Source organism: Mesorhizobium sp. C416B (assembly GCF_030323165.1).
Classification (GTDB): domain Bacteria; phylum Pseudomonadota; class Alphaproteobacteria; order Rhizobiales; family Rhizobiaceae; genus Mesorhizobium.
Genome location: NZ_CP100471.1, coordinates 6,479,644 through 6,500,697, shown reverse-complemented (window position 1 = coordinate 6,500,697; position 21,054 = coordinate 6,479,644). Strand labels below are relative to the sequence as shown.

The 21,054-nt window shown below is 61.3% G+C and carries 26 protein-coding genes; 11 read left to right on the top strand and 15 right to left on the bottom strand.

Going from position 1 to position 21,054, the window contains the following annotated elements:
• Positions 1–6: 6 nt before the first annotated feature.
• The 11 genes from NLY43_RS31460 to NLY43_RS31410 form a co-directional block, all read right to left on the bottom strand.
• Positions 7–1,383 carry a terminase large subunit domain-containing protein gene (locus NLY43_RS31460; RefSeq protein WP_245263960.1) on the bottom strand — a complete coding sequence of 459 codons (1,377 nt, stop codon included), beginning with the start codon at positions 1,381–1,383 and terminating at the stop codon, positions 7–9.
• On the bottom strand, positions 1,380–1,778 hold the full coding sequence (locus NLY43_RS31455; RefSeq protein ID WP_156935488.1) for a hypothetical protein: 399 nt from the start codon (positions 1,776–1,778) through the stop codon (positions 1,380–1,382). Before NLY43_RS31455 ends, NLY43_RS31460 begins: the two co-directional genes overlap by 4 nt.
• 366 nt (positions 1,779–2,144) lie before the next feature.
• The gene (locus tag NLY43_RS31450; protein WP_023710671.1) at positions 2,145–2,729 is read right to left on the bottom strand and encodes a hypothetical protein; all 585 of its coding nucleotides are present in this window, start codon (positions 2,727–2,729) and stop codon (positions 2,145–2,147) included.
• Entirely contained in the window at positions 2,722–3,057 is a 336-nt protein-coding gene (locus NLY43_RS31445) for a hypothetical protein (protein WP_245262616.1), read from the bottom strand. Before NLY43_RS31445 ends, NLY43_RS31450 begins: the two co-directional genes overlap by 8 nt.
• Positions 3,044–3,238 carry a hypothetical protein gene (locus NLY43_RS31440; RefSeq protein ID WP_023688247.1) on the bottom strand — a complete coding sequence of 65 codons (195 nt, stop codon included), beginning with the start codon at positions 3,236–3,238 and terminating at the stop codon, positions 3,044–3,046. Before NLY43_RS31440 ends, NLY43_RS31445 begins: the two co-directional genes overlap by 14 nt.
• On the bottom strand, positions 3,235–3,435 hold the full coding sequence (locus tag NLY43_RS31435) for a hypothetical protein (RefSeq protein ID WP_023688246.1): 201 nt from the start codon (positions 3,433–3,435) through the stop codon (positions 3,235–3,237). Before NLY43_RS31435 ends, NLY43_RS31440 begins: the two co-directional genes overlap by 4 nt.
• A gap of 92 nt (positions 3,436–3,527) precedes the next feature.
• Entirely contained in the window at positions 3,528–4,043 is a 516-nt protein-coding gene (locus NLY43_RS31430) for a hypothetical protein (RefSeq protein WP_023688245.1), read from the bottom strand.
• A complete protein-coding gene (locus NLY43_RS31425) occupies positions 4,036–5,307 on the bottom strand; it encodes a tyrosine-type recombinase/integrase (RefSeq protein WP_023710672.1) in 1,272 nt (423 codons plus the stop codon). Before NLY43_RS31425 ends, NLY43_RS31430 begins: the two co-directional genes overlap by 8 nt.
• A 335-nt stretch (positions 5,308–5,642) precedes the next feature.
• The gene (locus tag NLY43_RS31420; protein ID WP_023688243.1) at positions 5,643–6,311 is read right to left on the bottom strand and encodes a DUF2161 domain-containing phosphodiesterase; all 669 of its coding nucleotides are present in this window, start codon (positions 6,309–6,311) and stop codon (positions 5,643–5,645) included.
• A 338-nt stretch (positions 6,312–6,649) separates the two neighbouring features.
• Positions 6,650–6,925: a DUF6074 family protein gene (locus NLY43_RS31415; RefSeq protein WP_023681621.1), complete on the bottom strand. Its 276-nt coding sequence runs from the start codon at positions 6,923–6,925 to the stop codon at positions 6,650–6,652.
• Positions 6,926–7,071: 146 nt separating this feature from the next.
• Complete coding sequence (locus tag NLY43_RS31410) at positions 7,072–7,368, bottom strand: DUF982 domain-containing protein (protein WP_023688240.1); 297 nt, start codon at positions 7,366–7,368, stop codon at positions 7,072–7,074.
• A gap of 279 nt (positions 7,369–7,647) precedes the next feature.
• Here NLY43_RS31410 and map point away from each other — a divergent pair, with 279 nt between their 5' ends.
• The 4 genes from map to NLY43_RS31390 all read left to right on the top strand — a co-directional run bounded on the left by map (position 7,648) and on the right by NLY43_RS31390 (position 10,746).
• The gene (gene map, locus NLY43_RS31405; RefSeq protein ID WP_023695465.1) at positions 7,648–8,481 is read left to right on the top strand and encodes a type I methionyl aminopeptidase; all 834 of its coding nucleotides are present in this window, start codon (positions 7,648–7,650) and stop codon (positions 8,479–8,481) included.
• Between the two features lie 114 nt (positions 8,482–8,595).
• A complete protein-coding gene (radC, locus tag NLY43_RS31400; RefSeq protein ID WP_023688238.1) occupies positions 8,596–9,363 on the top strand; it encodes a RadC family protein in 768 nt (255 codons plus the stop codon).
• 197 nt (positions 9,364–9,560) lie between these two features.
• Positions 9,561–9,959, top strand: a complete 399-nt coding sequence (locus NLY43_RS31395; RefSeq protein WP_023695466.1) for a RidA family protein — start codon at positions 9,561–9,563, stop codon at positions 9,957–9,959.
• 172 nt (positions 9,960–10,131) lie between these two features.
• Positions 10,132–10,746 carry a cysteine hydrolase family protein gene (locus NLY43_RS31390; protein WP_023710673.1) on the top strand — a complete coding sequence of 205 codons (615 nt, stop codon included), beginning with the start codon at positions 10,132–10,134 and terminating at the stop codon, positions 10,744–10,746.
• 25 nt (positions 10,747–10,771) lie between these two features.
• Here NLY43_RS31390 and NLY43_RS31385 read toward each other — a convergent pair whose 3' ends face one another.
• Positions 10,772–11,686, bottom strand: a complete 915-nt coding sequence (locus tag NLY43_RS31385) for a LysR family transcriptional regulator (RefSeq protein ID WP_023710674.1) — start codon at positions 11,684–11,686, stop codon at positions 10,772–10,774.
• A 161-nt stretch (positions 11,687–11,847) separates the two neighbouring features.
• Between NLY43_RS31385 and NLY43_RS31380 the strand changes: the two genes are divergently transcribed.
• From NLY43_RS31380 to NLY43_RS31350, 7 genes are all read left to right on the top strand, one after another.
• On the top strand, positions 11,848–12,489 hold the full coding sequence (locus NLY43_RS31380; RefSeq protein ID WP_031199076.1) for a glutathione S-transferase family protein: 642 nt from the start codon (positions 11,848–11,850) through the stop codon (positions 12,487–12,489).
• A gap of 132 nt (positions 12,490–12,621) precedes the next feature.
• Positions 12,622–13,548: a DMT family transporter gene (locus NLY43_RS31375; protein ID WP_023710676.1), complete on the top strand. Its 927-nt coding sequence runs from the start codon at positions 12,622–12,624 to the stop codon at positions 13,546–13,548.
• Between the two features lie 228 nt (positions 13,549–13,776).
• The gene (locus tag NLY43_RS31370) at positions 13,777–14,661 is read left to right on the top strand and encodes a cytochrome c oxidase subunit II (RefSeq protein ID WP_023667661.1); all 885 of its coding nucleotides are present in this window, start codon (positions 13,777–13,779) and stop codon (positions 14,659–14,661) included.
• Positions 14,662–14,683: 22 nt separating this feature from the next.
• Complete coding sequence (ctaD, locus tag NLY43_RS31365) at positions 14,684–16,453, top strand: cytochrome c oxidase subunit I (RefSeq protein WP_023681631.1); 1,770 nt, start codon at positions 14,684–14,686, stop codon at positions 16,451–16,453.
• On the top strand, positions 16,450–17,154 hold the full coding sequence (locus tag NLY43_RS31360) for a cytochrome c oxidase subunit 3 (RefSeq protein ID WP_023688233.1): 705 nt from the start codon (positions 16,450–16,452) through the stop codon (positions 17,152–17,154). The genes ctaD and NLY43_RS31360 overlap by 4 nt, the downstream gene beginning before the upstream one ends.
• Before the next feature lie 13 nt (positions 17,155–17,167).
• Positions 17,168–17,890, top strand: a complete 723-nt coding sequence (locus NLY43_RS31355; protein WP_023710677.1) for a heme-copper oxidase subunit III family protein — start codon at positions 17,168–17,170, stop codon at positions 17,888–17,890.
• 9 nt (positions 17,891–17,899) lie between these two features.
• Entirely contained in the window at positions 17,900–18,298 is a 399-nt protein-coding gene (locus NLY43_RS31350) for a cytochrome C oxidase subunit IV family protein (protein WP_023667665.1), read from the top strand.
• 63 nt (positions 18,299–18,361) lie between these two features.
• Here the strand turns inward: NLY43_RS31350 and NLY43_RS31345 are convergent, their stop codons facing one another.
• The 3 genes from NLY43_RS31345 to NLY43_RS31335 form a co-directional block, all read right to left on the bottom strand.
• On the bottom strand, positions 18,362–19,183 hold the full coding sequence (locus tag NLY43_RS31345) for a DUF2189 domain-containing protein (protein WP_023691119.1): 822 nt from the start codon (positions 19,181–19,183) through the stop codon (positions 18,362–18,364).
• A gap of 179 nt (positions 19,184–19,362) precedes the next feature.
• Positions 19,363–20,295, bottom strand: coding sequence for a heme o synthase (locus NLY43_RS31340; RefSeq protein WP_023710678.1), 933 nt, complete (start codon positions 20,293–20,295; stop codon positions 19,363–19,365).
• Positions 20,296–20,445: 150 nt separating this feature from the next.
• Entirely contained in the window at positions 20,446–20,826 is a 381-nt protein-coding gene (locus tag NLY43_RS31335; RefSeq protein WP_023667668.1) for a c-type cytochrome, read from the bottom strand.
• Between the last annotated feature and the right edge of the window lie 228 nt (positions 20,827–21,054).

The following is a 21,054-nucleotide window of genomic DNA, read 5'->3' as shown; positions in this document are numbered from 1 at the left end:
CACGGTTCAATGACGGCACATGCATGATGGCGCCAAGAGCCGCGTTGCACAGGTCATCCGAGGCGCCGGACATGTGGCGATGTTGTCTTTGCCGGTGCGCGTGGTGCGCCGCTCAAGCTGAGAGATTTGACCGACAAGCCGGATGTTATCCAGCAGCGAGGCGGTTCCGCCCATGAGCTGCGGCAGCGCGTCCAGATAGATTTCCGAGCGGGATCTTTCAGACGCGACGTAGCGAATTCCTTCCTTGCGGAATGCATCCGAAACCCAGGAGCCGGCATATCGATCGCCGGTCACGCTGGTGATCTTGTAGGTGTTCAAAACCCTGGTGAACTCACCGACGACATCGGCCGGGGCGAAGGGAGGCTTCACCTCTCGCAGGCAGTCCAGAACGCCCCTGTCGCCTTCCCTGTGGGCAATGCCAAGGGTCATCGAGTCGTGAGCGCCGCCGCTCGGGTCGGCAAAACCCACGTAGCGGTATTGCCGCAGGTACGGGCGCTCATGGATGCCGATATCAACGCAGCGCTCCACCACGGCCCGATCAACGAATGTGGACAGGTCACCGCGGAATTTTGCATCCCATTCAGCAGCAGCCGATTCCGGGTCATCCCGGTGCGCCTGGTCGATGATGTCTGCGTCGATGGTCGGGTTGAAGACCTTGGTCCCGGCCTGCACCACCAGAACCTGTGCATCGTCCTTGCCGTAGCAATCCCGGTGCTTGGTGTAGAGCAGCCCACGCTGGGCATACGGGCTTGAGATGCCGATCAGCATCCCGCCGGTCGTTGCCAGTGCAGGCAGCACGGCGCGGTAGGTCTCGACATCGGGCAGTGATGTGGACTCGTCACGCCAGAAGCCCACCTCGTCAAAGATGCAGGCGATCAGGGTGCGACCGCGAACGGTCCTGTAGTTGTTCGTGTGGACCGAGATGCCAATGTTGCCGGCAAGCTTGATCTCATCGTTTGTCACGCTCTCGACAAGCTGAGAGAGGATTGGCGAAGCTTCGAAGAATGCCTTGATGTAGTCATAGACGGCCCGAGCCTGCCGTTGTGAGGCGGCCAGCACGAGGATGGTTCCGGTCTCGCCTGGAGCAAGCTTGCCACTGTGGTCTTGGAAGGCGGCAATGAAGTCAGCCAGGGCAGCCGCTACACGCGACTTTCCCGAGCGGCGGCCGATGATGCACCAAAGCTCACGAACGCGCTTGACGGGCGGCGCCCTGCCACCGGCAACGGCATTGAAGGCGGTAAGCTCGTCGGGGGATAGATCCAGACCATAGGCAGCGCGGAGGATGGCAATCCATGTGTCCCACGTCACTGATGGGCCGAGAGCAGCACCAAGCAGGTTCGGGTCACGAAGCGCCGTATCGATGGTGATGTTGGCCAGGCTCACGAGGAAGCACCTGCGTACCTAGTGGCGGCGTAGTCTCGCAGCGTCGGGGTGATGTCCTTCAAGGCACGGCGCTCTAGACCGAGATCGGCCAGCAGCCGGCGCTGTGCGTTGGTCAGGGCCATGAACTCGGTGATGTCCACCTCTTCGCCTGTGATGTAGCTGGCGGCGCTGTCCTTCAGCATGGCGCCAAGCACGGCCACGTTGTCGATAAGCTCCAGCTTCATGCTCGACAGATTGGCCTTGCCACCGAGATCGGCAGCCAGGGTGTCACGTAACTCGAACACCACGCGGGCAGCAGTCGTGCGGCGGTCCAGATCGTCCAGCGTCCTAAGCCGAACCTTTCCGCCCTGCTTCGGGCTGGACTCGCCTTCCATCTCTGCTGCGTCTGCTTGCATTTTCCGCCTCGAATTGGCTAAACGTTGGACAGAGTACCAGTGAACACCCGACAAGTCACTGTTTTTGATAGTCTATGTGCGTTCAAGTGAGTGCAATTTACCGCCTTGATACAGCGGCAAGGCAGTTGGGTGACACTGATTTGGGGTTAGCCATGTCTCAGGAGAAAACATGCTCCGGATGCTCGGTGGACTCAGGCGATCACCTTCGTCCCGATCACGTTTGCAGCCGCTTTTTTTGCGTCCTCCAGGGAGTAGTGGATGGAGTAGGCCCGCCACCTGCCATCTTCGTAGACCTGGAGTTCGTACATCTCAGCGATACGATGGCACGGCACAGTGCGAACACCTTGGCTGGGGAATGGCACTACCTCACCCATGACCTGCACCCCGAGATATAGATGTAGTGGTGGAATCCGCACTAAGCCCTGTAGTGGTGGAATCCGCACTAAGGATTTCCTGTTTGTGGTGCACAATCCGCACTGAAATCTGGCGTTTTCCGCCACTGGAGTTTTGTTTCTCAGATGCAGCTCTGGCCGCTCTCGCAATCATCTCCGCAGCCTCCAGGGTATCGATCTGGCGCCAGTCATTTGTCGGCTCTGCCTTGTCGAGATGGCGATAGGTCAGCCTGAATAAATTAGGGCGACGCCATTCAGCATTGCCAGCCCTGCCTTCCTGAGTGATCTCAACGAAGCCGAGCGCCACCACCTCACGCACCGCCGGCGCGATAGCGTGTCTGTGGATCCCATAATCCTCGAACTGGTCGAAGGTCGTCGGCAGCTTGCCGTTGTCGTTGCCACCGTGGTGGCCTAGTTCGATCTCAAGCCGGTCCAGCACCCGGTGGCCAGATTGCGAGAGTACCCGATAGGCCGGGGACTCCTGCATTTCGACAAGGCGCCATGAGAACTGGCCTGCGATCTTGGTCTTGCGGCCCTTGCGCGCTACGCCCTCAGCCATCGGCGGCCTCGCACTTCAGCCGGCGGTGTTCACGCTTATGATGCTTCCGGCACAACCACACGCCATCCAGCGGCCGGTCATAGTGATCCGGGTCGTGATGGAAGTCTGTCTTTGAGATGCCGCAGACCGCGCAGTCCTGCTTGACCAGGAGTCCGCGCTTGAGAGCGGACTGGACAGCGATGTGAGCCCAGCGCGCCAAGGGGTTGGCCAGACGCCATTTCTCTTGCGGAGTGAGCGCAGCAGCGATAGAAGTATGGGGTGACGTTTTTCCATTGCCGCCGCTCCGATGCCAGTCGGTAGCGGCGGTTTCCATTTCAGGGCTTTGCATTGGTGAGCCCCCTCATGCGGGCGCTCTCGCGCATGGACTCAATGGCTTCGTGATTGGAGAGCCCGAACCGCTTTCGCAGAAATGGCACCAAGGGCCGCTCTGCCTTCCACCAGTTCGCAGTGAGCCAGATAGCAGCCTCATCGGCCTTGTCGGACAGTTCGTGATCGACACCGCTGTTCATGCCGCCACCTCGACGGCATCCTGTTCGCGGGCAAGCCGCCATTCCGCATTAGCCTCTGGAGAGATGAGGACGCGGTTGCCGACGATCATCAGGCGCGGCGCCTTGCCGGCCTTCTTGAGATTGTAGAAGCTACCCCGGCTGATGCGGTTGGCTTGGCAAAATTCCGGGATGGTGAGAGCCGCTGTAACGGTGTTCATAGTAATCCTTTCCGGTTCAAGTGAACCAATGGAGAGGATGCCTATTTGAACCATGCGGAGGCACGGAGCATCTGAGAATAACGGAGGCTCCGTTATTCTCCGGGGTATACCTTCTTGTAAAGGTCGCTAAGACGCCGAACGATGCTGGGTTCAGTCGTCGTCTTGGATTGGAGGCTAGGATTTCCCGCAATCACCTTTCTCGCAGCGTCGGCCATGCTGTTTGCCTGTTTTGACGCCAACAGATCTCGCATCATGGTGACGAATGGCGCGTCCGTTGTCGTCTTCCCCGTTCCCGGCTTCCGCCCGTAGGCCGGCTTCGGTTGCGTCGCCATATGGCCTCCTGAAAGACGGTCAAGCCATGCCAGTAGGCTAGGGAGATACACCCTGGTCATCGCATAGCGATCGGCCGCACTCATAAATGCTGCGCGCGTGTTTAGGTGATAGTCAGTCCAAGCATCGGAATTGGAATCGTCATCCGCATCGCCGGGAAAGCTGCCTTTGATCCTCTTCCGCCGGATGACATCCCATAGCCTGGACGCGGGGTTGGAAACTTTGCGGGCCTCGACATAGGCCAGCGCCTCATCGAAGGAAATCCAGTCCTCAGACATTGGTCGCCTCCATAGGGACGACATTGGTATCCTCAATTCCAAACCTTGGTGCGCCAGCCCTCACCGCGTCGGCAATGTAGGACTTGGACAGGTGGCCGTAGTGCTTTTCCACCATTCGGGTGTCTGTGTGGCCTAGCTGCGCAGCGACGACAAGCAGCGGCATGCCGTTCATGACCGCCAAGCTCGCCCACGTGTGGCGCAAGCCATGGAAGCCGATCACCGGATTGATCTTGGCTGCAGCGCACGCGTCCGTCATCGGCCGCGACTGGTGAGACTTCCCCCAAGGGTTACCGGCAGCGTTGGTCATCAACAGCGCCGTGCCTTCTTTGCCGCTGGCGAGCTGGCCAAAGAGCTTCTTGCCTTCCTCGGTCAGGACGACGTGCCGGACTTCCCCCGACTTGCTTTCACCAATGGTCAGCGTACCGACATCAGAGTTGAAATCAGCGACGGTGAGCCGAGCCAACTCCCCATAACGGGCGCCGGTTTGAAGTGCGGCCTGGACAATGCTGCGAAAATCAGGCTCGCAGGCATTCACCAGACGCTTCGCCTCGGCAATGGATAGGTATCTCACCCTCGCGGTCTCTACGTCCTCGAATGGCTCCACGCGCCGCCATTCCTTATCAGAGTCTACCTTCCCCTCCCGCCATGCATAATTCAAGGCAGCCTTGAGAATGGTCAGCACACGGTTTGCCGTGGCGCGGCGCTGGCGGATCGATGCACTGTCCGTCCCGAGATCGCGGTAACGCTGCTGCTCCCCTTCCTTGGTCCGGAGCCGTGGCGGCGTTTCTGAAACTTTGCGGTGCCATTTCCGGATTTCATCGGCGGTGAGTTTGGCAACTTCTTTATCGCCCAGCTCGGCCTCGATCAGCTTGCGACGCCATTTGGTGTCCCTCGCCGACTTCCTCTTGCCCTCCATCCAGTGGACATAGGCATCCAGAGCATCGTTGACCGTGTAGGGCCCCGCCTTGGGTGTAGGCGCGTGACGATCGGCTTGAAGCTGGCGGGCGCGATCCTGGGCTTGGGAGAACGTAAGGACAGTGGTGCCGTTGGCCTCCAGCTTGTCGTCGGCGTCGGCGATGGTTTCCACAACGTAGTCCTGCCCACCGATATAGTGCCGTGCGACCCACCGGCCGCCAGTCTGGCCCTTTCGGTATCCAAGGTGCAGGCCCTTGGCGATGGTGCGGTAATAGGGCTTCCCCCTCGCCGGCAACGCCTTGCGAGCGTTTGGCGTGTCCATCTTCCTGTCGCGTACCTTCTCGACCATTTGCCGGCGCCTTCCGTGTCCAACACTTTGTCCAATATATACCCCTCAACAGAGTTGGAAAAGCATAAACACAAGTGAACATCATAACGGTTAACCAGTTGATTGTCTTACACATGTGTGCACACGGTTGGAACCGATAGCGACCCTTTCACGGCGGTAACAGGGGTTCGATTCCCCTTGGGCGTACCAGATCTTTCAGGAAAACAATAAGCCTCGCGGCAGCCGCCGAACTAGCAGCGGCTGGAACGGTGGCGCGGCGAATCGGTTGAAACGGCGAACAGCGGCTGCCGTGCCGAGGTTTCCCTCGGCGCCTGCTCGCCGCAATCTCCGGCCACTCACCCTTGGTCGTGCGCTACCTGCGGCCAGCGCTGTAACGCCGCGTGGCCACCCTCGGTCAGCGCGTAGACGCCGCGCTCGGCCCTGGCGAACCAGCCATAGACATTGTCCAGGAGGATGCTGGCCGCGCGCGGCGAAATCGCTTTCAGATCGCGGGGGCGTTTCGGCCCGTCGGTCATGGCTGCGGCGCAGGCCAGCGCATCCTGCCGGTAGGCGGTCATGATCGGCGCGCGCGAACCGCCGCCGACCACCGGATCGCCGCGCCGGCGCCGGTGTTCCTCCATCAGCCGCGAGCGCCGCTTTGGATCGCGACGCGGCGGCAAAGCGGCCGGGCTGAGCAGCAATTCGACCTCCCCCTTGCCGCTGACAGCCAGAAGCCCGAAGCCGAGCCGCCGGCACAGCGCGCGAAAACGGCGGTCGTGCTCGCGGCCTTTGCCACGCGCCGACATGCGCGCGGCCAGCCACACTTCGTCGCATGCCGCGGCGCGATCGACACCTTGCAGCACCAGTTCGAGGTTGAACTGCAATTTCAGTTCGCAGATAACCAGCACAGGCGGCTCGCCGTCGCGCACCGCCACGATATCGCAGTGCCCGACTTCGCCCTTGACCGTGAATTCCAGGCTCTCGAGAAACCGCTTCACCGGGATGTAGAGAGACGTTTCCTGCATCGCGCAGGCATAGCCGATTCGGATCGGGTCGGCACAGGGATCGCCGAGAGGCCGACGCCTTGCGCTAAGCCGCCTTGAAACCCACTGTTTGCAAAGGCGGCCGTCAGGCAGGTCTCCGGCATGATAGTCCCGCCATAGCGCTCGACGATTTCCTTGGCGATGACCGACGTCGCCGGGGCCGAGCGCGACCAGTATTTCATCGCCTGTCCCGCGTTCAACAAGGCGCTCGCCGTGGCTGGGACGGCACAATCGACAGCGTAAGACCCGAGATTCGTCGACGCCAAGACCGGTCCACGGTTGGCCACACAATGATGAGCGCGTGTGTGCTCTGTTTGAGGCTAGGGGCGGGTGCGCGTCCGGCGCTGCCCCGGTGCGGCATCGTCCGCCTTGAAATGCATCTCGTCCTGGACCGCGGCAAAAAACCGACGGACATCGTTGGCCGCCGAAGCCGCATCGCAGCCGGCCGCGACCGCCTTGTCGAGGAGTTCGCGCGCCGTGGCCTTCCAGAACGACGTGGCCGTGTCGCCGTGCAGTCTGCCCAGCCTTGCGGCGACCTCGCGCACCAGCACGGTCTGCCGATCTAGCGGGAAGGTACGCACATTGGCTGAAGACATGTTCTGCACCATGAAACCGACGCAACGAATCAGACGCTGCTCTATGGCTCATGCCTAGCTGTGAAGTCGGAAACGGAACCTTAACGCCGCGGAGTCTGCGCCGATTGGAACGAGTCGGTTGGCCGGCCTCCAGGCCAAGCAGAACTCTAGACCCTCAGGCCCCTCGCCTCGCCGGCGCGCTTGGCCGTAACCATCATGTCCCTGGCCAGCAGGCCACTGACCCGGCAAAACGCCATGAAGGCGCGCCATGCGTCCTCAGTCCTGACCACATCCACCGTGGCGCCGAAACAGGCATTGAACGCCGCTTCATAGACCTTGCCCTGTCGCTTCTTTGGCCAGTCATGCAGGATATCCAGCGCCTGTTCGACGCTGTATATTTCCTCTACCGGCAGCCCGGGCGCGGGCGCGATGCGCACCGGCACCTCGAATTGCAATCTGTCCATTCTATATCTCCCGAACTGGCGTCGACCACAGCAACGCCGTTCGTCGTCAGAAGTTGCTTTGGCTGCTTTTGCGCGAAAATGTGTCGTCAGTGCGATCTCGGCATTCGGAGGAGATCGCGAACCTGGATGTCATCTGAGCGGCCGCGCAAGCCAGGAATATCGCCAGTATCAGTCCATTGCCGGCAGTTCTTCCTTGAACCTTGCGGCTTGCAGTGCCAAATCTGGGGAAATTTTCTAACGGGCTGATATGCGCCGCCCGCTTACAGGCAAACGGACACTATGGTCACCTATCTCGACGCCGCCACGGCACCCCTCAGGAACACCGGCCAGATCCGCCTCTACGGCGAAGAAGGATTTGCCGGCATGCGCAAGGCCTGCGATCTCACCGCGCGCTGCCTCGATGAACTGGTGCCGATGGTCCAGCCGGGTGTCACCACCGAGACCATCGACCGTTTCGTCTTCGAATTCGGCATGGACCAAGGCGCGCTACCGGCGACGCTCAACTACCGCGGCTACACCAAAGCGTCCTGCACCTCGATCAACCACGTCGTCTGCCACGGCATTCCAGACAACAAGCCGTTGAAGGATGGCGACATTGTCAACATCGACGTCACCTACATCCTCGACGGCTGGCACGGCGATTCCTCGCGCATGTATCCCGTCGGCACCATCAAGCGCGCCGCCGAACGCCTGCTCGAAGTAACCCACGAGTGCCTGATGCGCGGCATCGCGGCGGTCCGGCCCGGCGCCCGCACCGGCGCCATCGGCGCCGCCATCCAGACCTATGCCGAGGCCGAGCGCTGCTCGGTGGTGCGCGATTTCTGCGGCCACGGCGTTGGCCAGCTGTTCCACGACGCACCCAACATCCTGCACTATGGCACCGCCTCGGAAGGCGTCGAGATGCGGCCGGGCATGATCTTCACCATCGAGCCCATGATCAATCTTGGCCGGCCGCATGTGAAAGTGCTGTCGGACGGCTGGACGGCGGTGACGCGCGACCGCTCGCTGTCGGCGCAGTACGAACACACGATCGGCGTCACCGAAACTGGCTGCGAGATTTTCACCCTGTCGCCAAACAAGCTCGACCGCCCCGGCCTGCCGCCGGTCAGCTGAAAACAAGATCGCCTCAAGCCGCAGCTTTGAGGCGCCGTCGCCGAAAAAACTCGACCGCGCGCTGCTTACCGCTCTAATCTGCCGTCGAAGCCTTCGGGGAGTGTGGGGGGGTCGATGGGGAAGAGTGGCGACGACGAACGGGGGTTCTTCTCCGAGCGGTGGCTTGAACCACCGGCGAAGGACAAGGCACCAAGAGACAAATCGACGGAGAAGCCACACTATCACGGCCATCGCGACCGTTTGCGCGAGCGCTTCGTTGCCGGCGGCGCAGACGCCCTGCCCGACTACGAACTTCTCGAACTGCTGCTGTTTCGCCTGATCCCGCGCGTCGACACCAAGCCGATCGCCAAGGCGCTTTTGGCGCGCTTCGGCACTTTTGGCGAAGTGCTTGGCGCACCGGTGGCGCTGCTGCAGGAGGTGAAGGGCATCGGCCCCGCCGTGGCCGTCGACCTGAAGGTGATTGCCGCTGCCGCGCAGCGCATGGCGCGGACCGAGGTTCGCGACCGCGAGGTGCTGTCCAACTGGACGCAGCTTCTTGCGTACTGCCGCTCGGCGATGGCGTTCGAGAACCGCGAACATTTCCGCATCCTGTTCCTCGACAAGAAGAACGTGCTGATCGCCGACGAGGTACAGCAGGTCGGCACCGTGGACCACACGCCGGTCTATCCGCGCGAAGTGATCAAGCGCGCGCTGGAACTGTCGGCCAGCGCCGTCATCCTGGTGCATAATCACCCATCAGGCGATCCGACACCATCGCGTGCGGACATCGAAATGACCAAGCAGATCATCGACAGCGCCAAGCCGCTCGGCATCGCCGTCCACGACCACATCATCATCGGCAAGAAAGGCAATGCCTCGATGAAGGGCCTGCTGCTGATCTGAGCCCGACGCTCGCCGGCGCCGTCAACCCAAACGCCACCGCTCGCGAGCCAATCAGCAACATTCCGCTTTGGCTCAAATGCCCACGGTTGCGGTGTAGAAGTGATATTGCGACGGAAGCGCCCGCTTCGGCGACAATGTGGTAGACCCGCGAATACGAAGCAGCCAGTTCCCGACAGCCATTGCAGGAGATCTATTCAATGACGCTCGAATGCATAAATCCAAATGACCTGCCGATTCCGGAAATGTACTCCCAGGTCGTCGTTGCGACAGGAAGCAAGCTGGTGTTCGTCTCGGGCCAGCAGCCAGAAGACATACACGGCAAGCTCGTTGGCCATGGTGATTTCGCAGTCCAGGCGCGCCTGGCGTTCGGGAATCTCGGCCGAGCGCTTGCTGCCGCCGGCGCTCGGCCCGAGCAAGTCTGCAAGATCACGATCTACATCGTCGATTACAAACGCGACGAACACGTGCCGATCATCGAAGCGGCCCAGATCGAGCTGTTCGGCGATCACAAGCCGGCAAACGTAGTGGTCGGGATAGCGGTGATGTCTCCCGGCTACCTGATAGAGATCGATGCGATCGCGGTCATCGAGCCGTAGGCCAAGCGAGGACGCGTCAAGTCGCCCAAACAAATCCCGGAACTCGCTGCGAGATTGCCACGACCTTGATCTCTCCATCCATCCACGATCACATCGTCATCGGCAGGAATTGCGATGTCTCGATGAAGAGCCTGCTGCTCACCTGATCAACGTCGGAAACAGGAAACACGCAATGCCCCAGCCCGGCGACGAACCATGGCCGTTCGACAAGCCACGCGCAGCCCTCCTGGTCATCGACATGCAAAGCGACTTCGTCGATGAGGGCGCCGTCATGGAAGTGGCCATGGCCCGCCATCGCATTCCGGCGATGCGGCAGGTGGTCGAGCTTTGCCGCGCGCAAGGCGTCCCGGTGATCTACACCCAGCATGTGCTCAGCGACCATTTCGATATCTCGCCGCTGGAACCAGCTATCAGCCGAAGAAACCAAAGGCATGCGGGAAGGCAGCGCCGGCGCCGAAATCGTCGCCGCGCTTGCGCCCTTGCCTGGGATGTCGTCATCAAAAAGCACCGCTACGATGCCTTCCACAACACGCAGCTCGAGACCGTGTTGCGCAACATCCGTGGCGCAGGCCGGGTCGACACGGTGATCATCATCGGCACCGTGACCAGCATCTGCTGCGAATCCACCGCGCGGAGCGCCTTCATGCGCGACTACAAGGTGGCTTTCATCAGCGACGCCAATGGCGGACTGGACGAGGCATCGCACAATGCAACCCTCGACATCATAGGCAAGGTGTTCGGGCGCGTGATGACGGTTGCCGAGCTTGGGAACCTGTTGCGGAGCTGAGCCCGCGCGTCAGCTGGCGTGCGTCTCAAGCTCCGGCGACGAGCCTGCCCTCAAGAAGGTCGCGCCGCTGCTGCAATTCGCCGGAGACGAATTTGGTGAAGGCGTGGACGCGCGCCGTGCGGCGCAAATCGTCGTGCACCAGCACCCACAGCGCCGAGCCGATCTCCTCGATCAGCCCTCCGACCCTTACAAGCCCGGGCAGGCTGTCGCCGAGATAACAGGGCAGCGCCGCAACCCCGATTCCGGCGCCCGCCGCATACGACATCGTTACCAGGGAATCGGCGCGCATGGCGATCTCGACATCGGGCAGCGACGACCGCATCCAGCGGGCGACGCCGGTGTTGGCTAGGCTGTCGTCGGGCGCGATCCAGCGCAGCACACCCAATCTCGGCTCCGGGGGTAGCGTTTCGGCATAGGAACGTGTCGCGTAGGCGGCGAAGGCGACGCCCGAAATGCGCCGGCCGACCAGGATTTCCTGCGGTTGCGACACCGGCCTGATCGCCACGTCTGCATCCCTTTGCGTCAGGTTGGCGATGGAATTCTGCGTCATCGCCTCGACCCGTATGCCGGGATGGAGCTTATGAAACGCCGCCAGGATCGGCGGCAGCACCGACGCCATCAGCGTATCGGTGGTGGTGACCCGCAACCTGCCTTCGAACCTGAGATCCTGCCCCGACAGTTTGCGCGCCAGTTCATTGACCGTCTCGGCCATTGTGCGTGCCGCGCCCAGCAGTTCCTCGCCGCCCGCGGTGAGGGCATAGCCAGTCGGCAGCCGATCGAAAAGGCGGATACCCAGCCGCGCCTCGAAGGCGTTGACGCGCCGCAGCACAGTCGTGTGGTTCACGCCCAGGATCCGAGCCGCCGCCGCCAGCGAAGCGCCATCGGCGACGGCCAGCACCATGCGCAGATCTTCCCAGTCGATATCGCGTGAGCTGTGCATTCTTGCAGAAAGATAAAAGAAAGCGCTGCGCTCTGCGAGTCAAAATCACGCTTCGCTGTGCAAAAACGCAGAGCAAGCGGGCGAAATCGGCATGTCGATCTGCGCATGCACGCACGCCATATGGAGTCCGACGACAAAAGAAACAGTCGCGGAGAAGAGCCATGACGCCGATAGAACTCTACACCTGCCAGACACCCAACGGGCACAAGGCCTCGATCATGCTGGAAGAGGTCGGCCTGCCCTACTCGGTCCGCTTGGTCGACATCGAAAGGGGCCACCAGACCAAGCCTGATTTCCTGGCGCTCAATCCCAACAACAAGATCCCGGTGATCGTCGACCGGGACGCCGGCCGCACGGTCTTCGAATCCGGCGCCATCCTACACTACCTGGCGCGACGGTCGGGCAACCTTCAGCCGGTGGGCGCGCAGGAGGCGGACGATACGCTGACCTGGACCTTGTTCCAGGCGGCCCATGTCGGCCCGACGCTTGGCCAATTGTGGAATTACAAAATCTTCGCGCCGGAAAAAATCCCTTACGTGATCGAGCGTTTTGAGCGCGAAACCGGACGTGTCTTCCGCGTTCTCGATAGCCGGCTAAAGCACCATGAGCACATTGTCGGCAAAAGCTACGGCATCGCCGATGTGATGACATGGCCATGGATCAACGCGGCCGTCACCAGGCTCGGCCTCAGCCTCGATGACGCGCCAGACCTGGCGCGTTGGTATGCCGCCATAGGCCGACGCTCCGCAGTTGTCAGAGGCATTGCCGTTCCCGCCCTGCCCGAAGCATCGGCTGCCGCTTAGATCATGATGAGATTTGGTTGAAATCTCATCATGACCTAACCCTTTGTTGTAGCATGATCTTTTCCAAAAACCGGCACCCACTTTTTGGGATCATGCCCTAGCCGCCGCACCTCGCATTCAAGGAATACGATCGTGGAAATCCTCTTCATCCCTCTGGCGCTTGTCGCCGGTGGCCTGCTTGCGGTGCAAGCCGGCGCCAATGCCCAACTTTCAAAGGCGGTCGGCTCACCCTTTGCCGCGACCACGCTTCAGCTCGCGGTCGGCGCCATCGTGCTGTTGTCGATCACGGCCCTCACCGGAACGACAGCGGCTCTGCTTGCCGTTCGGCAAGCCGAATGGTGGCATGCGATCGGCGGCATGGCTTCGGCCTTCTACGTCGTTTCGACCATTCTTGTGTTCCCTCGCCTTGGCGCCGTCGTGTCCGTCGGGCTCTTCATCGCCGGGCAGATGCTTGCATCCTTCGCCCTCGACACGTTCGGCTGGCTCGGGATCCCCGAAGCAGGACTGCGAGCCGGGCCTGCCTTTGGCATGCTGGTCGTGCTTGCCGGTGCTGCCCTCATCGTTCTGGGACAGAAGGGCGCGGCGGACAATCTGGCGCCCTCGAAACTCGGCTGGATCGGACTGGCGCTGCTGGCAGGCGCCGTGCTTCCGGTGCAAGGCGCTGTAAACGCCTTGCTTCGGCACGACCTTGGCGGCGCGCCATTTGCGGTCGGCACCATCTCGTTCCTGGTGGCGATGCTGGCCATGGCCGCGGTGCTTCTGATCACGCTTGCCCTGACGAAGACGCCCCGCCCTCGCCTCGCCGGCCTGTCGTCGATGCCCTGGTGGGGCTGGCTCGGAGGTTTTGCCGGCGCCACCTATGTCACGACCGTGTTCACTGCCATCCCCGTCATCGGAGCGGCAGCTGCCGTCAGCCTGACGGTGGCCGGCCAGCAGGTCGCCGGCATCTTAGTCGACACCTTCGGCTTGTTCCGCCTGCCGCAGCGGCTTGTCTCCGGCATGCGGCTCGCCGGCGTCGTGCTGCTTTTGGCCGGCTGCATCATCATCAAGGCGCTTTGATCCCGCTGGAACAAGGCAAGCCGAATCAAACCAGCCCCTGCCCTCCCTGATTTGGGGGGTCAGGTGTCGCTCCGGCGTCACCAACGAAGCAAGGTCCGGGCGCCGCAGAAGCAATTTTTCGCTCCTTCCACAACCGGCTCTAGAATTTCGATCGCAAATCACGCATGATGCACTTGGTATTTTCCCGGGACGGCTTCGCGCCCCCTGAAATACCGGGAGGAACGGGACATGCCCATAGTGGTTGTACTCGTTTTGATCGTCGTGGGCTCGGTGTTGTTCCACTTCCTGAGCCCATGGTGGTGGACTCCGATTGCCTCGAATTGGGACTATATCGACAACACCATCATCATCACCTTTTGGATCACCGGCGTCGTCTTCGCCGCGGTCGTCCTATTCATGGCCTATTGCGTCTTCCGCTTCCGTCACCGCGAAGGCAACCAGGCGGCCTACGAACCGGAGAACAAGCGGCTCGAATGGTGGCTGACGATCGTCACCGGAGTGGGTGTTACCGCCATGCTGGTTCCCGGCCTGTTTGTCTGGAGCCGGTTCGTCAATGTTCCAAGCGACGCAACCGTGGTCGAAGTCGTCGGCCAGCAATGGCAGTGGAGTTTCCGCTTGCCCGGCAAGGACGGCAAACTCGGCACATCCGACACCCGCGACGTCACCGCTGAAAATCCGCTGGGCGTGATCGCCAAGGATCCCAGCGGCCAGGACGACGTCGTGGTAGAAGCGGCCGACCTGCATCTGCCGGTCGGCAAGCCGGTCAAGATGCTGCTGCGCTCGATCGATGTGTTGCACGATTTCTACGTTCCGGAATTCCGCGCCAAGATGGACATGATACCGGGCTCGGTCACCTATTTCTGGTTCACCCCCACCAAGACCGGGACCTTCCAGGTTCTGTGCGCCGAACTGTGCGGCCAGGGGCATCCGATGATGCATGGCATCGTCATGGTCGATACCGAGCAGGATTATGTGGCCTGGCTCGACCAGCAGCAGACGTTCGCGCAGTTGTCGGCGCCGCAGCAGACGGGCTCGGTGGAACAGGCGCCGGGCAACGCGACGGCGTCAGCTCTAGAAGTTGCGGCAAAACTCGAAACTGTCGGGTCCCGCTGAAGGGCACGGAGGTGCTCCGCCTATGGTCGATATCACGCCTGCAGATGCCGTCCCGCCCGCCGAAGTCGCGGAAATGGAACTTTACCATCCGCACAGCTGGTGGACGAAGTATGTGTTCTCGCAGGACGCCAAGGTCATCGCCATCCAGTATTCGGCGACCGCAACGGCCATCGGCCTGGTCGCGCTGGTGCTGTCCTGGCTGATGCGGCTGCAGCTCGGCTTCCCCGGCACGTTCGATTTCATCACCCCCGAGGCCTACTACCAGTTCATCACCATGCACGGCATGATCATGGTGATCTACCTGCTCACGGCACTCTTCCTCGGCGGCTTCGGCAACTACCTGATCCCGCTGATGGTCGGAGCCCGCGACATGGTCTTTCCCTATGTCAACATGTTGAGCTACTGGATCTACCTCCTTGCCGTGCTGGTGCTGGTGTCGAGCTTCTTTGCGCCCGGCGGACCGACCGGCGCCGGCTGGACGCTCTATCCGCCGCAAGCCATCATGACCGGCACACCTGGCGGCCAGGAATGGGGCATCATCCTGATGCTCGTCTCGCTGATCCTGTTCATCATCGGCTTCACCATGGGCGGTCTGAACTATGTCGTGACGGTGCTGCAGGCCCGCACGCGCGGCATGACGATGATGCGCCTGCCGCTGACCGTCTGGGGCATCTTCACCGCCACCGTCATGGCGCTGCTCGCCTTTCCGGCGCTGTTCGTCGCCTGCGTGATGATGCTGCTTGACCGCGCGCTTGGAACCTCCTTTTTCATGCCCGCGGTCGTCGAGATGGGGGAACAGCTACAGCACAATGGCGGCAGCCCGATCCTGTTCCAGCATCTGTTCTGGTTCTTCGGCCACCCGGAAGTCTACATCGTGGCGCTGCCGGCCTTCGGCATCGTCTCCGATCTGATCAGCACGCATGCGCGCAAGAACATTTTTGGCTACCGGATGATGGTCTGGGCCATCGTTGGCATCGGCGCGCTGAGCTTCGTGGTCTGGGCGCACCACATGTATGTCAGCGGCATGCACCCCTATTTCGGCTTCTTCTTCGCCACCACGACACTGATCATCGCCATCCCGACGGCGATCAAGGTCTACAATTGGGTGCTGACGCTGTGGCGGGGCGACATCCATCTCACCATACCGATGCTGTTTGCCATGGCTTTCATCGTCACCTTCGTCAATGGCGGGTTGACCGGGCTGTTTCTCGGCAACGTCGTCGTCGACGTCCCGCTGTCGGACACGATGTTCGTCGTCGCTCACTTCCATATGGTCATGGGTGTTGCTCCGATCGTCGTCATCTTCGGCGCGATCTACCACTGGTACCCGAAGGTCACCGGCCGGATGCTGAACGAGACGCTCGGCCGGTTCCATTTCTGGGTCACATTTCTCGGCGCCTACCTGATCTTCTTTCCCATGCATTACATCGGCCTGATGGGCGTGCCGCGGCGCTATGCCGAACTGACCGACGTGACGGTCATGACGGAGTCGGCGCATCACCTGAACTCGTTCATCAGCATCATGGCGTTTATCGTCGGCTTCGCCCAGATCGTTTTCCTGTTCAATCTTATCTGGAGCATCCGCCATGGGCGCGAGGCCGGTGGCAATCCATGGCGAGCCACGACACTCGAATGGCAAACGCCGCAGACGCCACCGGCTCATGGCAATTTCGGCAAGGATCTGCCGATTGTCTATCGCTGGGCCTATGACTACAGCGTGCCGGGCGCCAAGGAGGACTTCATTCCGCAAAACATGCCGGGCACGTTCGGCCCCTCCAGGGAGCCGGCATGAGCGTCATCCTGGTCTTCCTTCTCGTGATCGCCGGCTTTGCCGGCTGGTGGCTCTCGCATCAGCGGCTGATGGCGAAACCATGGCTCGAGCAAGGTGTGGCAGGAGATTTTGTCGCCTTCGACCGATCGAGCCTGCCGACCGCCAAGATTGGCCTCGGTGTCTTCCTCGCCGTGGTCGGCTGCCTGTTTGCGCTGTTCACCAGCGCCTACTTCATGCGTATGGCGCTGTCGGACTGGCAGCCGCTGCCCATCCCACGCCTGCTCTGGCTCAACACCGGCATGCTGGTGCTGAGCAGCGTTGCCCTGCAATGCGCCTCGATCGCGGCGCGCAAGCGCCAGATGGACACGGTCAGGCTCGGCCTTGCCGCGGCTGGGCTCACCGCGATCGCCTTCCTCATCGGGCAGCTCATGGCATGGCGGGACCTGACCGCCGATGGCTATTTTCTGGCCTCCAATCCGGCCAACAGTTTTTTCTACCTGATAACCGGGATGCACGGCCTGCATATAGTGGGAGGGCTGGTGGGCCTGGGCAGGACAACCGCCGGCGCCTGGAACGGGGCACGGCCGGAACGGCTTCGCCTCAGCGTCGAATTATGCGCCATGTACTGGCATTTCCTGCTTTTCGTCTGGCTCGCCATCTTCGCTCTTTTAGCCGGCTGGGCCGCGACGTTCATCGATATTTGCCGGCAGTTGCTGACCTAGGAGGTCGAGGAGCATGGCAGAAACGACACTGACGCATACCGGCCAAACGGAGACGCGGCCCGCAGGCTGGCAAGGCATCGCCGCCGACTGGTCCTCGGATCAGCGCGCGTTCAAGAACGTGTCCTGGGGCAAGGCCATGATGTGGATCTTCCTGCTCAGCGACACCTTCATCTTCGGCTGCTTCCTGCTCTCCTACATGACCGCGCGCGTCTCCACACGTGTGCCGTGGCCCAATCCGAGCGAGGTCTTTGCGCTTCGCATCGGCGGTTCGGACATTCCACTGATCCTGATTGCCATCATGACCTTCGTGCTGATATCGAGCAGCGGAACGATGGCCATGGCGGTCAATTTCGGCTATCGCCGCGACCGCCGCAAAACCGCAATCCTCATGCTTCTGACGGCAGCGCTAGGAGCCACCTTCGTCGGCATGCAAGCCTTCGAATGGACCAAGTTGATCACCGAAGGCGTACGGCCGTGGGGCAATCCCTGGGGCGCGGCACAATTCGGCTCGACTTTCTTCATGATCACCGGCTTCCACGGCACGCATGTGACGATCGGGGTGATCTTCCTCGTCATCGTGGCGCGAAAGGTCTGGCGTGGAGACTACGACGTCGGTCGTCCCGGCTTCTTCACCAGCCGCAGGGGTCGCTACGAGAACGTCGAAATCATGGGGCTCTACTGGCATTTCGTCGACCTGGTCTGGGTGTTCATTTTCGCATTCTTCTATCTTTGGTGAGAGGCTGACATGGCTGAAGCAACCGCAAACGGCCTCGGGCAACACGCGCTGCACTCTGATCATGCGCATGAAGGGCCATCGACCGGCGTCGCGGAGGTTCATCAGGAACATCCGATCAAGCTCTATCTGGTGGTCTGGGCATGGCTGTTCATCCTCAGCGCCTGCTCCTACATGGTCGATTATCTCGGCATCCACGGCTATCTCAGATGGTCTCTGATCCTGATCTTCATGATCCTCAAGGCCGGGCTGATCGTCGCCGTGTTCATGCACATGGCCTGGGAGCGGCTGGCGCTGACCTATGCGATCATCCTGCCGCCACTTCTGATATTGGTGTTCGTGGCGATGATGCTCTTCGAAGCGGACTACACGCTTCTCACCCGGTTGTCCTTCTTCGGACCGGGGCCCTGACGCACAGTCTTCATCTCCGGTCAAAGACCGGAGATGAAGCTTCCCATCAGCTGATCTGCAGGGTCAGAGGCCTACCCGCGTCGGGGACGATGGCGGCTCTACAACCTTGCGGTAGACATGCCAGGTGGCGTGACCCAGGATCGGCAGCACGACCGCCAGCCCGGCAAACACCGGCAGCGAGCCTATGATCAGGGCGACGGCGACAATCAGTCCCCAGACAGCCATGGGGATCGGGTTCGCCAGCACCGCTCGCACCGACGTGTGGATGGCTTCGTAGGCGCCGACGTCGCGGTCGAGCAGCAATGGGAAGGCGACAACCGTCGTGCACAACACCACCGCGGCGAAGACGAAGCCGATGGCGTGCCCCAGGACAATCAGAGACCAGCCGCGTCCGGTGGCAAATATTTCATTGATGAAGCCCGAAATCGATGCAGGCGGAGCCGGGCCGAAGAGATATTCGTAGAACACCTGCGCCGCCAAAAGCCAGGCGATGAAGATTGCAACCAGCATGATCCCGACTGCGGCGATGGCTGGCAGGGCCGGAGAATTCCTGACCTCGAACGCGTGCGTCCAGGAGGTGTCGAGCCCGGCTTCTCGTCTGCGGCTGATCTCGTAAAGGCCGATCGCCGCGAATGGACCGATAAGCGCAAAGCCGGACACCAGCGGAAACAACATCGGCAACGCATTGGCACCCGAAGTCCAGGCAGCGAGCACCACGCCGACAAGCGGATAGATCAGGCAGAGAAAGACGATGTGCGACGGTTTGACCATAAAATCGTCAACACCGCGCTTGAGCGCATCGAAAAGATCGGAAACACTGATTTTTCGGATTTTGGTGTGTTCCAGCGTTTCGCTGGCGCCTGCAATCACGTGAAAACTTGTCATGCCCGTTCCTCCAGACCAGGTCCGGCAAGGTCGCGGTATCACGGTGCTGCCGTTCTGCATGACTGGCCACGCGAACCGCGACCTGCACCGCAATCAATATACTCCATTGACTGGAGCTTGTCGCCCGTTCTTACAAAAGGCTCCCGGAAGGCGAAGTTTCCGAACACAGCGTCATGCCGTCACCCTCCGGCTGACATGAACGCGCGCATCGCGATGGTATCGGCAAGCAGCACGGCAAAGATCGCGAAAAGATAGAAGATCGAATAGGCAAACAGCGCCTTGGCCGGCTTCATCTCCTTGTCGAGGATGACCAGGGCGTTCCAGGCATGCCACATGAAACCCGCGCCCAACGCAGCCGAAACAATCCCATAGACCCCGCTCGTAAATTCGAACGCCCAGGGCAGCACTCCGATCGGTGCCAGAAGCAGTGAATAGGCGAAGATCTGCCTTCTGGTCGAGGCCTGGCCGGCCACGTTCGGCATCATCGGGATGCCGGCAGCGGCATAGTCGCCGGCCTTGAACAGTGCGAGCGCCCAGAAATGCGGCGGCGTCCACAGGAAAATGATCAGGAACAGGATCAGGCTTTCAATGCCGATGGCGCCGGTGGCCGCCGCCCAGCCGATCATCGGAGGAAGGGCACCCGCTGCGCCGCCGATGACGATGTTCTGCGGCGTCGAGCGCTTCAGCCACATCGTATAGATGACGACGTAGAAAAAGATTGTGAAGGCCAGCAGTGACGCGGCAAGCCAGCCCACCAGCACGCCGAGCGTCATGACCGAAAGTGCGGAAAGCACCAGGCCGAAGCCGAGCGCTTCGCCGGCCGTGACGCGGCCCGACGGAACCGGCCGCTTTGACGTGCGCGACATCAGCGCGTCGATGTCGGCGTCGTACCACATGTTGAGCGCGCCGGCCGCTCCCGCTCCAACCGCAATCGCACCTATGGCGATCACGGCGATGACCGGGTTCATCGCGCCGGGCGCCACCATCAGACCGACGAAGGCGGTAAACACGGCAAGGGCCATGACCCGAGGCTTCAAGAGCGCAAAGAAATCACTGGCCGTCGCTTCCGAGAGGCGGACGCCGGTATCCTTGAGGCTTTCCTTGACCGACATTTGAGACGACCATCGATGGAAACCGGGCAGCCTAGAGCAATTCCAGGAAAGTGTATGGGGTTCCGCCCGGAATTGCGTAAGAACAAAGAGATCGAGCGGATCGCCGTTTCCGTGAAACGGTGAAACGCTCTGGCCGGCCGAAGAGCCAGGTTACGGGGAAAATTGCTTCAGATAGGCGATGACGTTGGCGACGTCCTCGTCCTTCTTGAGGCCGGGAAACGCCATCTTCGTCCCTTTGACCATTGCCTTGGGGTCGTGAAGATACGTCGTCAGTGTCGGCTCATCCCATTTGACGCCGGATGTGCCGGCCGCGATCATGGCTTCGGAATATTTAAAATCCGGATGCGTGCCGGCCGTCCGGCCGATAACGCCATGCAACGAAGGGCCTATCTTGTTGGTGTCTTGGTCTGCGACGTGGCAGACCTTGCATTTGGTGAAGACCTTCTCGCCCGCCGCGGCGTCCTGTGCCCGCGATGGATTGGCGATGAAAGTTGCAACGGAAACGACGGCGAAAAACGCAACCAAGCGCATGGCATTCCTCCCTGATCGTCAAATTTTCCTCAGACGGTCTGCACATGCCGGTAGCACCAGCATGCGCCCTGCACGGCAGAATAGATTCTCCGCTCCTCCCCAGATGGAATTGCGCCACCTGTGTACCACAGAATCTGGCCGGTAGGTAGAACAGGTCGACCGTACAAAGGTTCAGGTGGGCTGCGGTGGCTCAAGGCACATCCGCCACAACGAAAAAGGCCGCCTCGA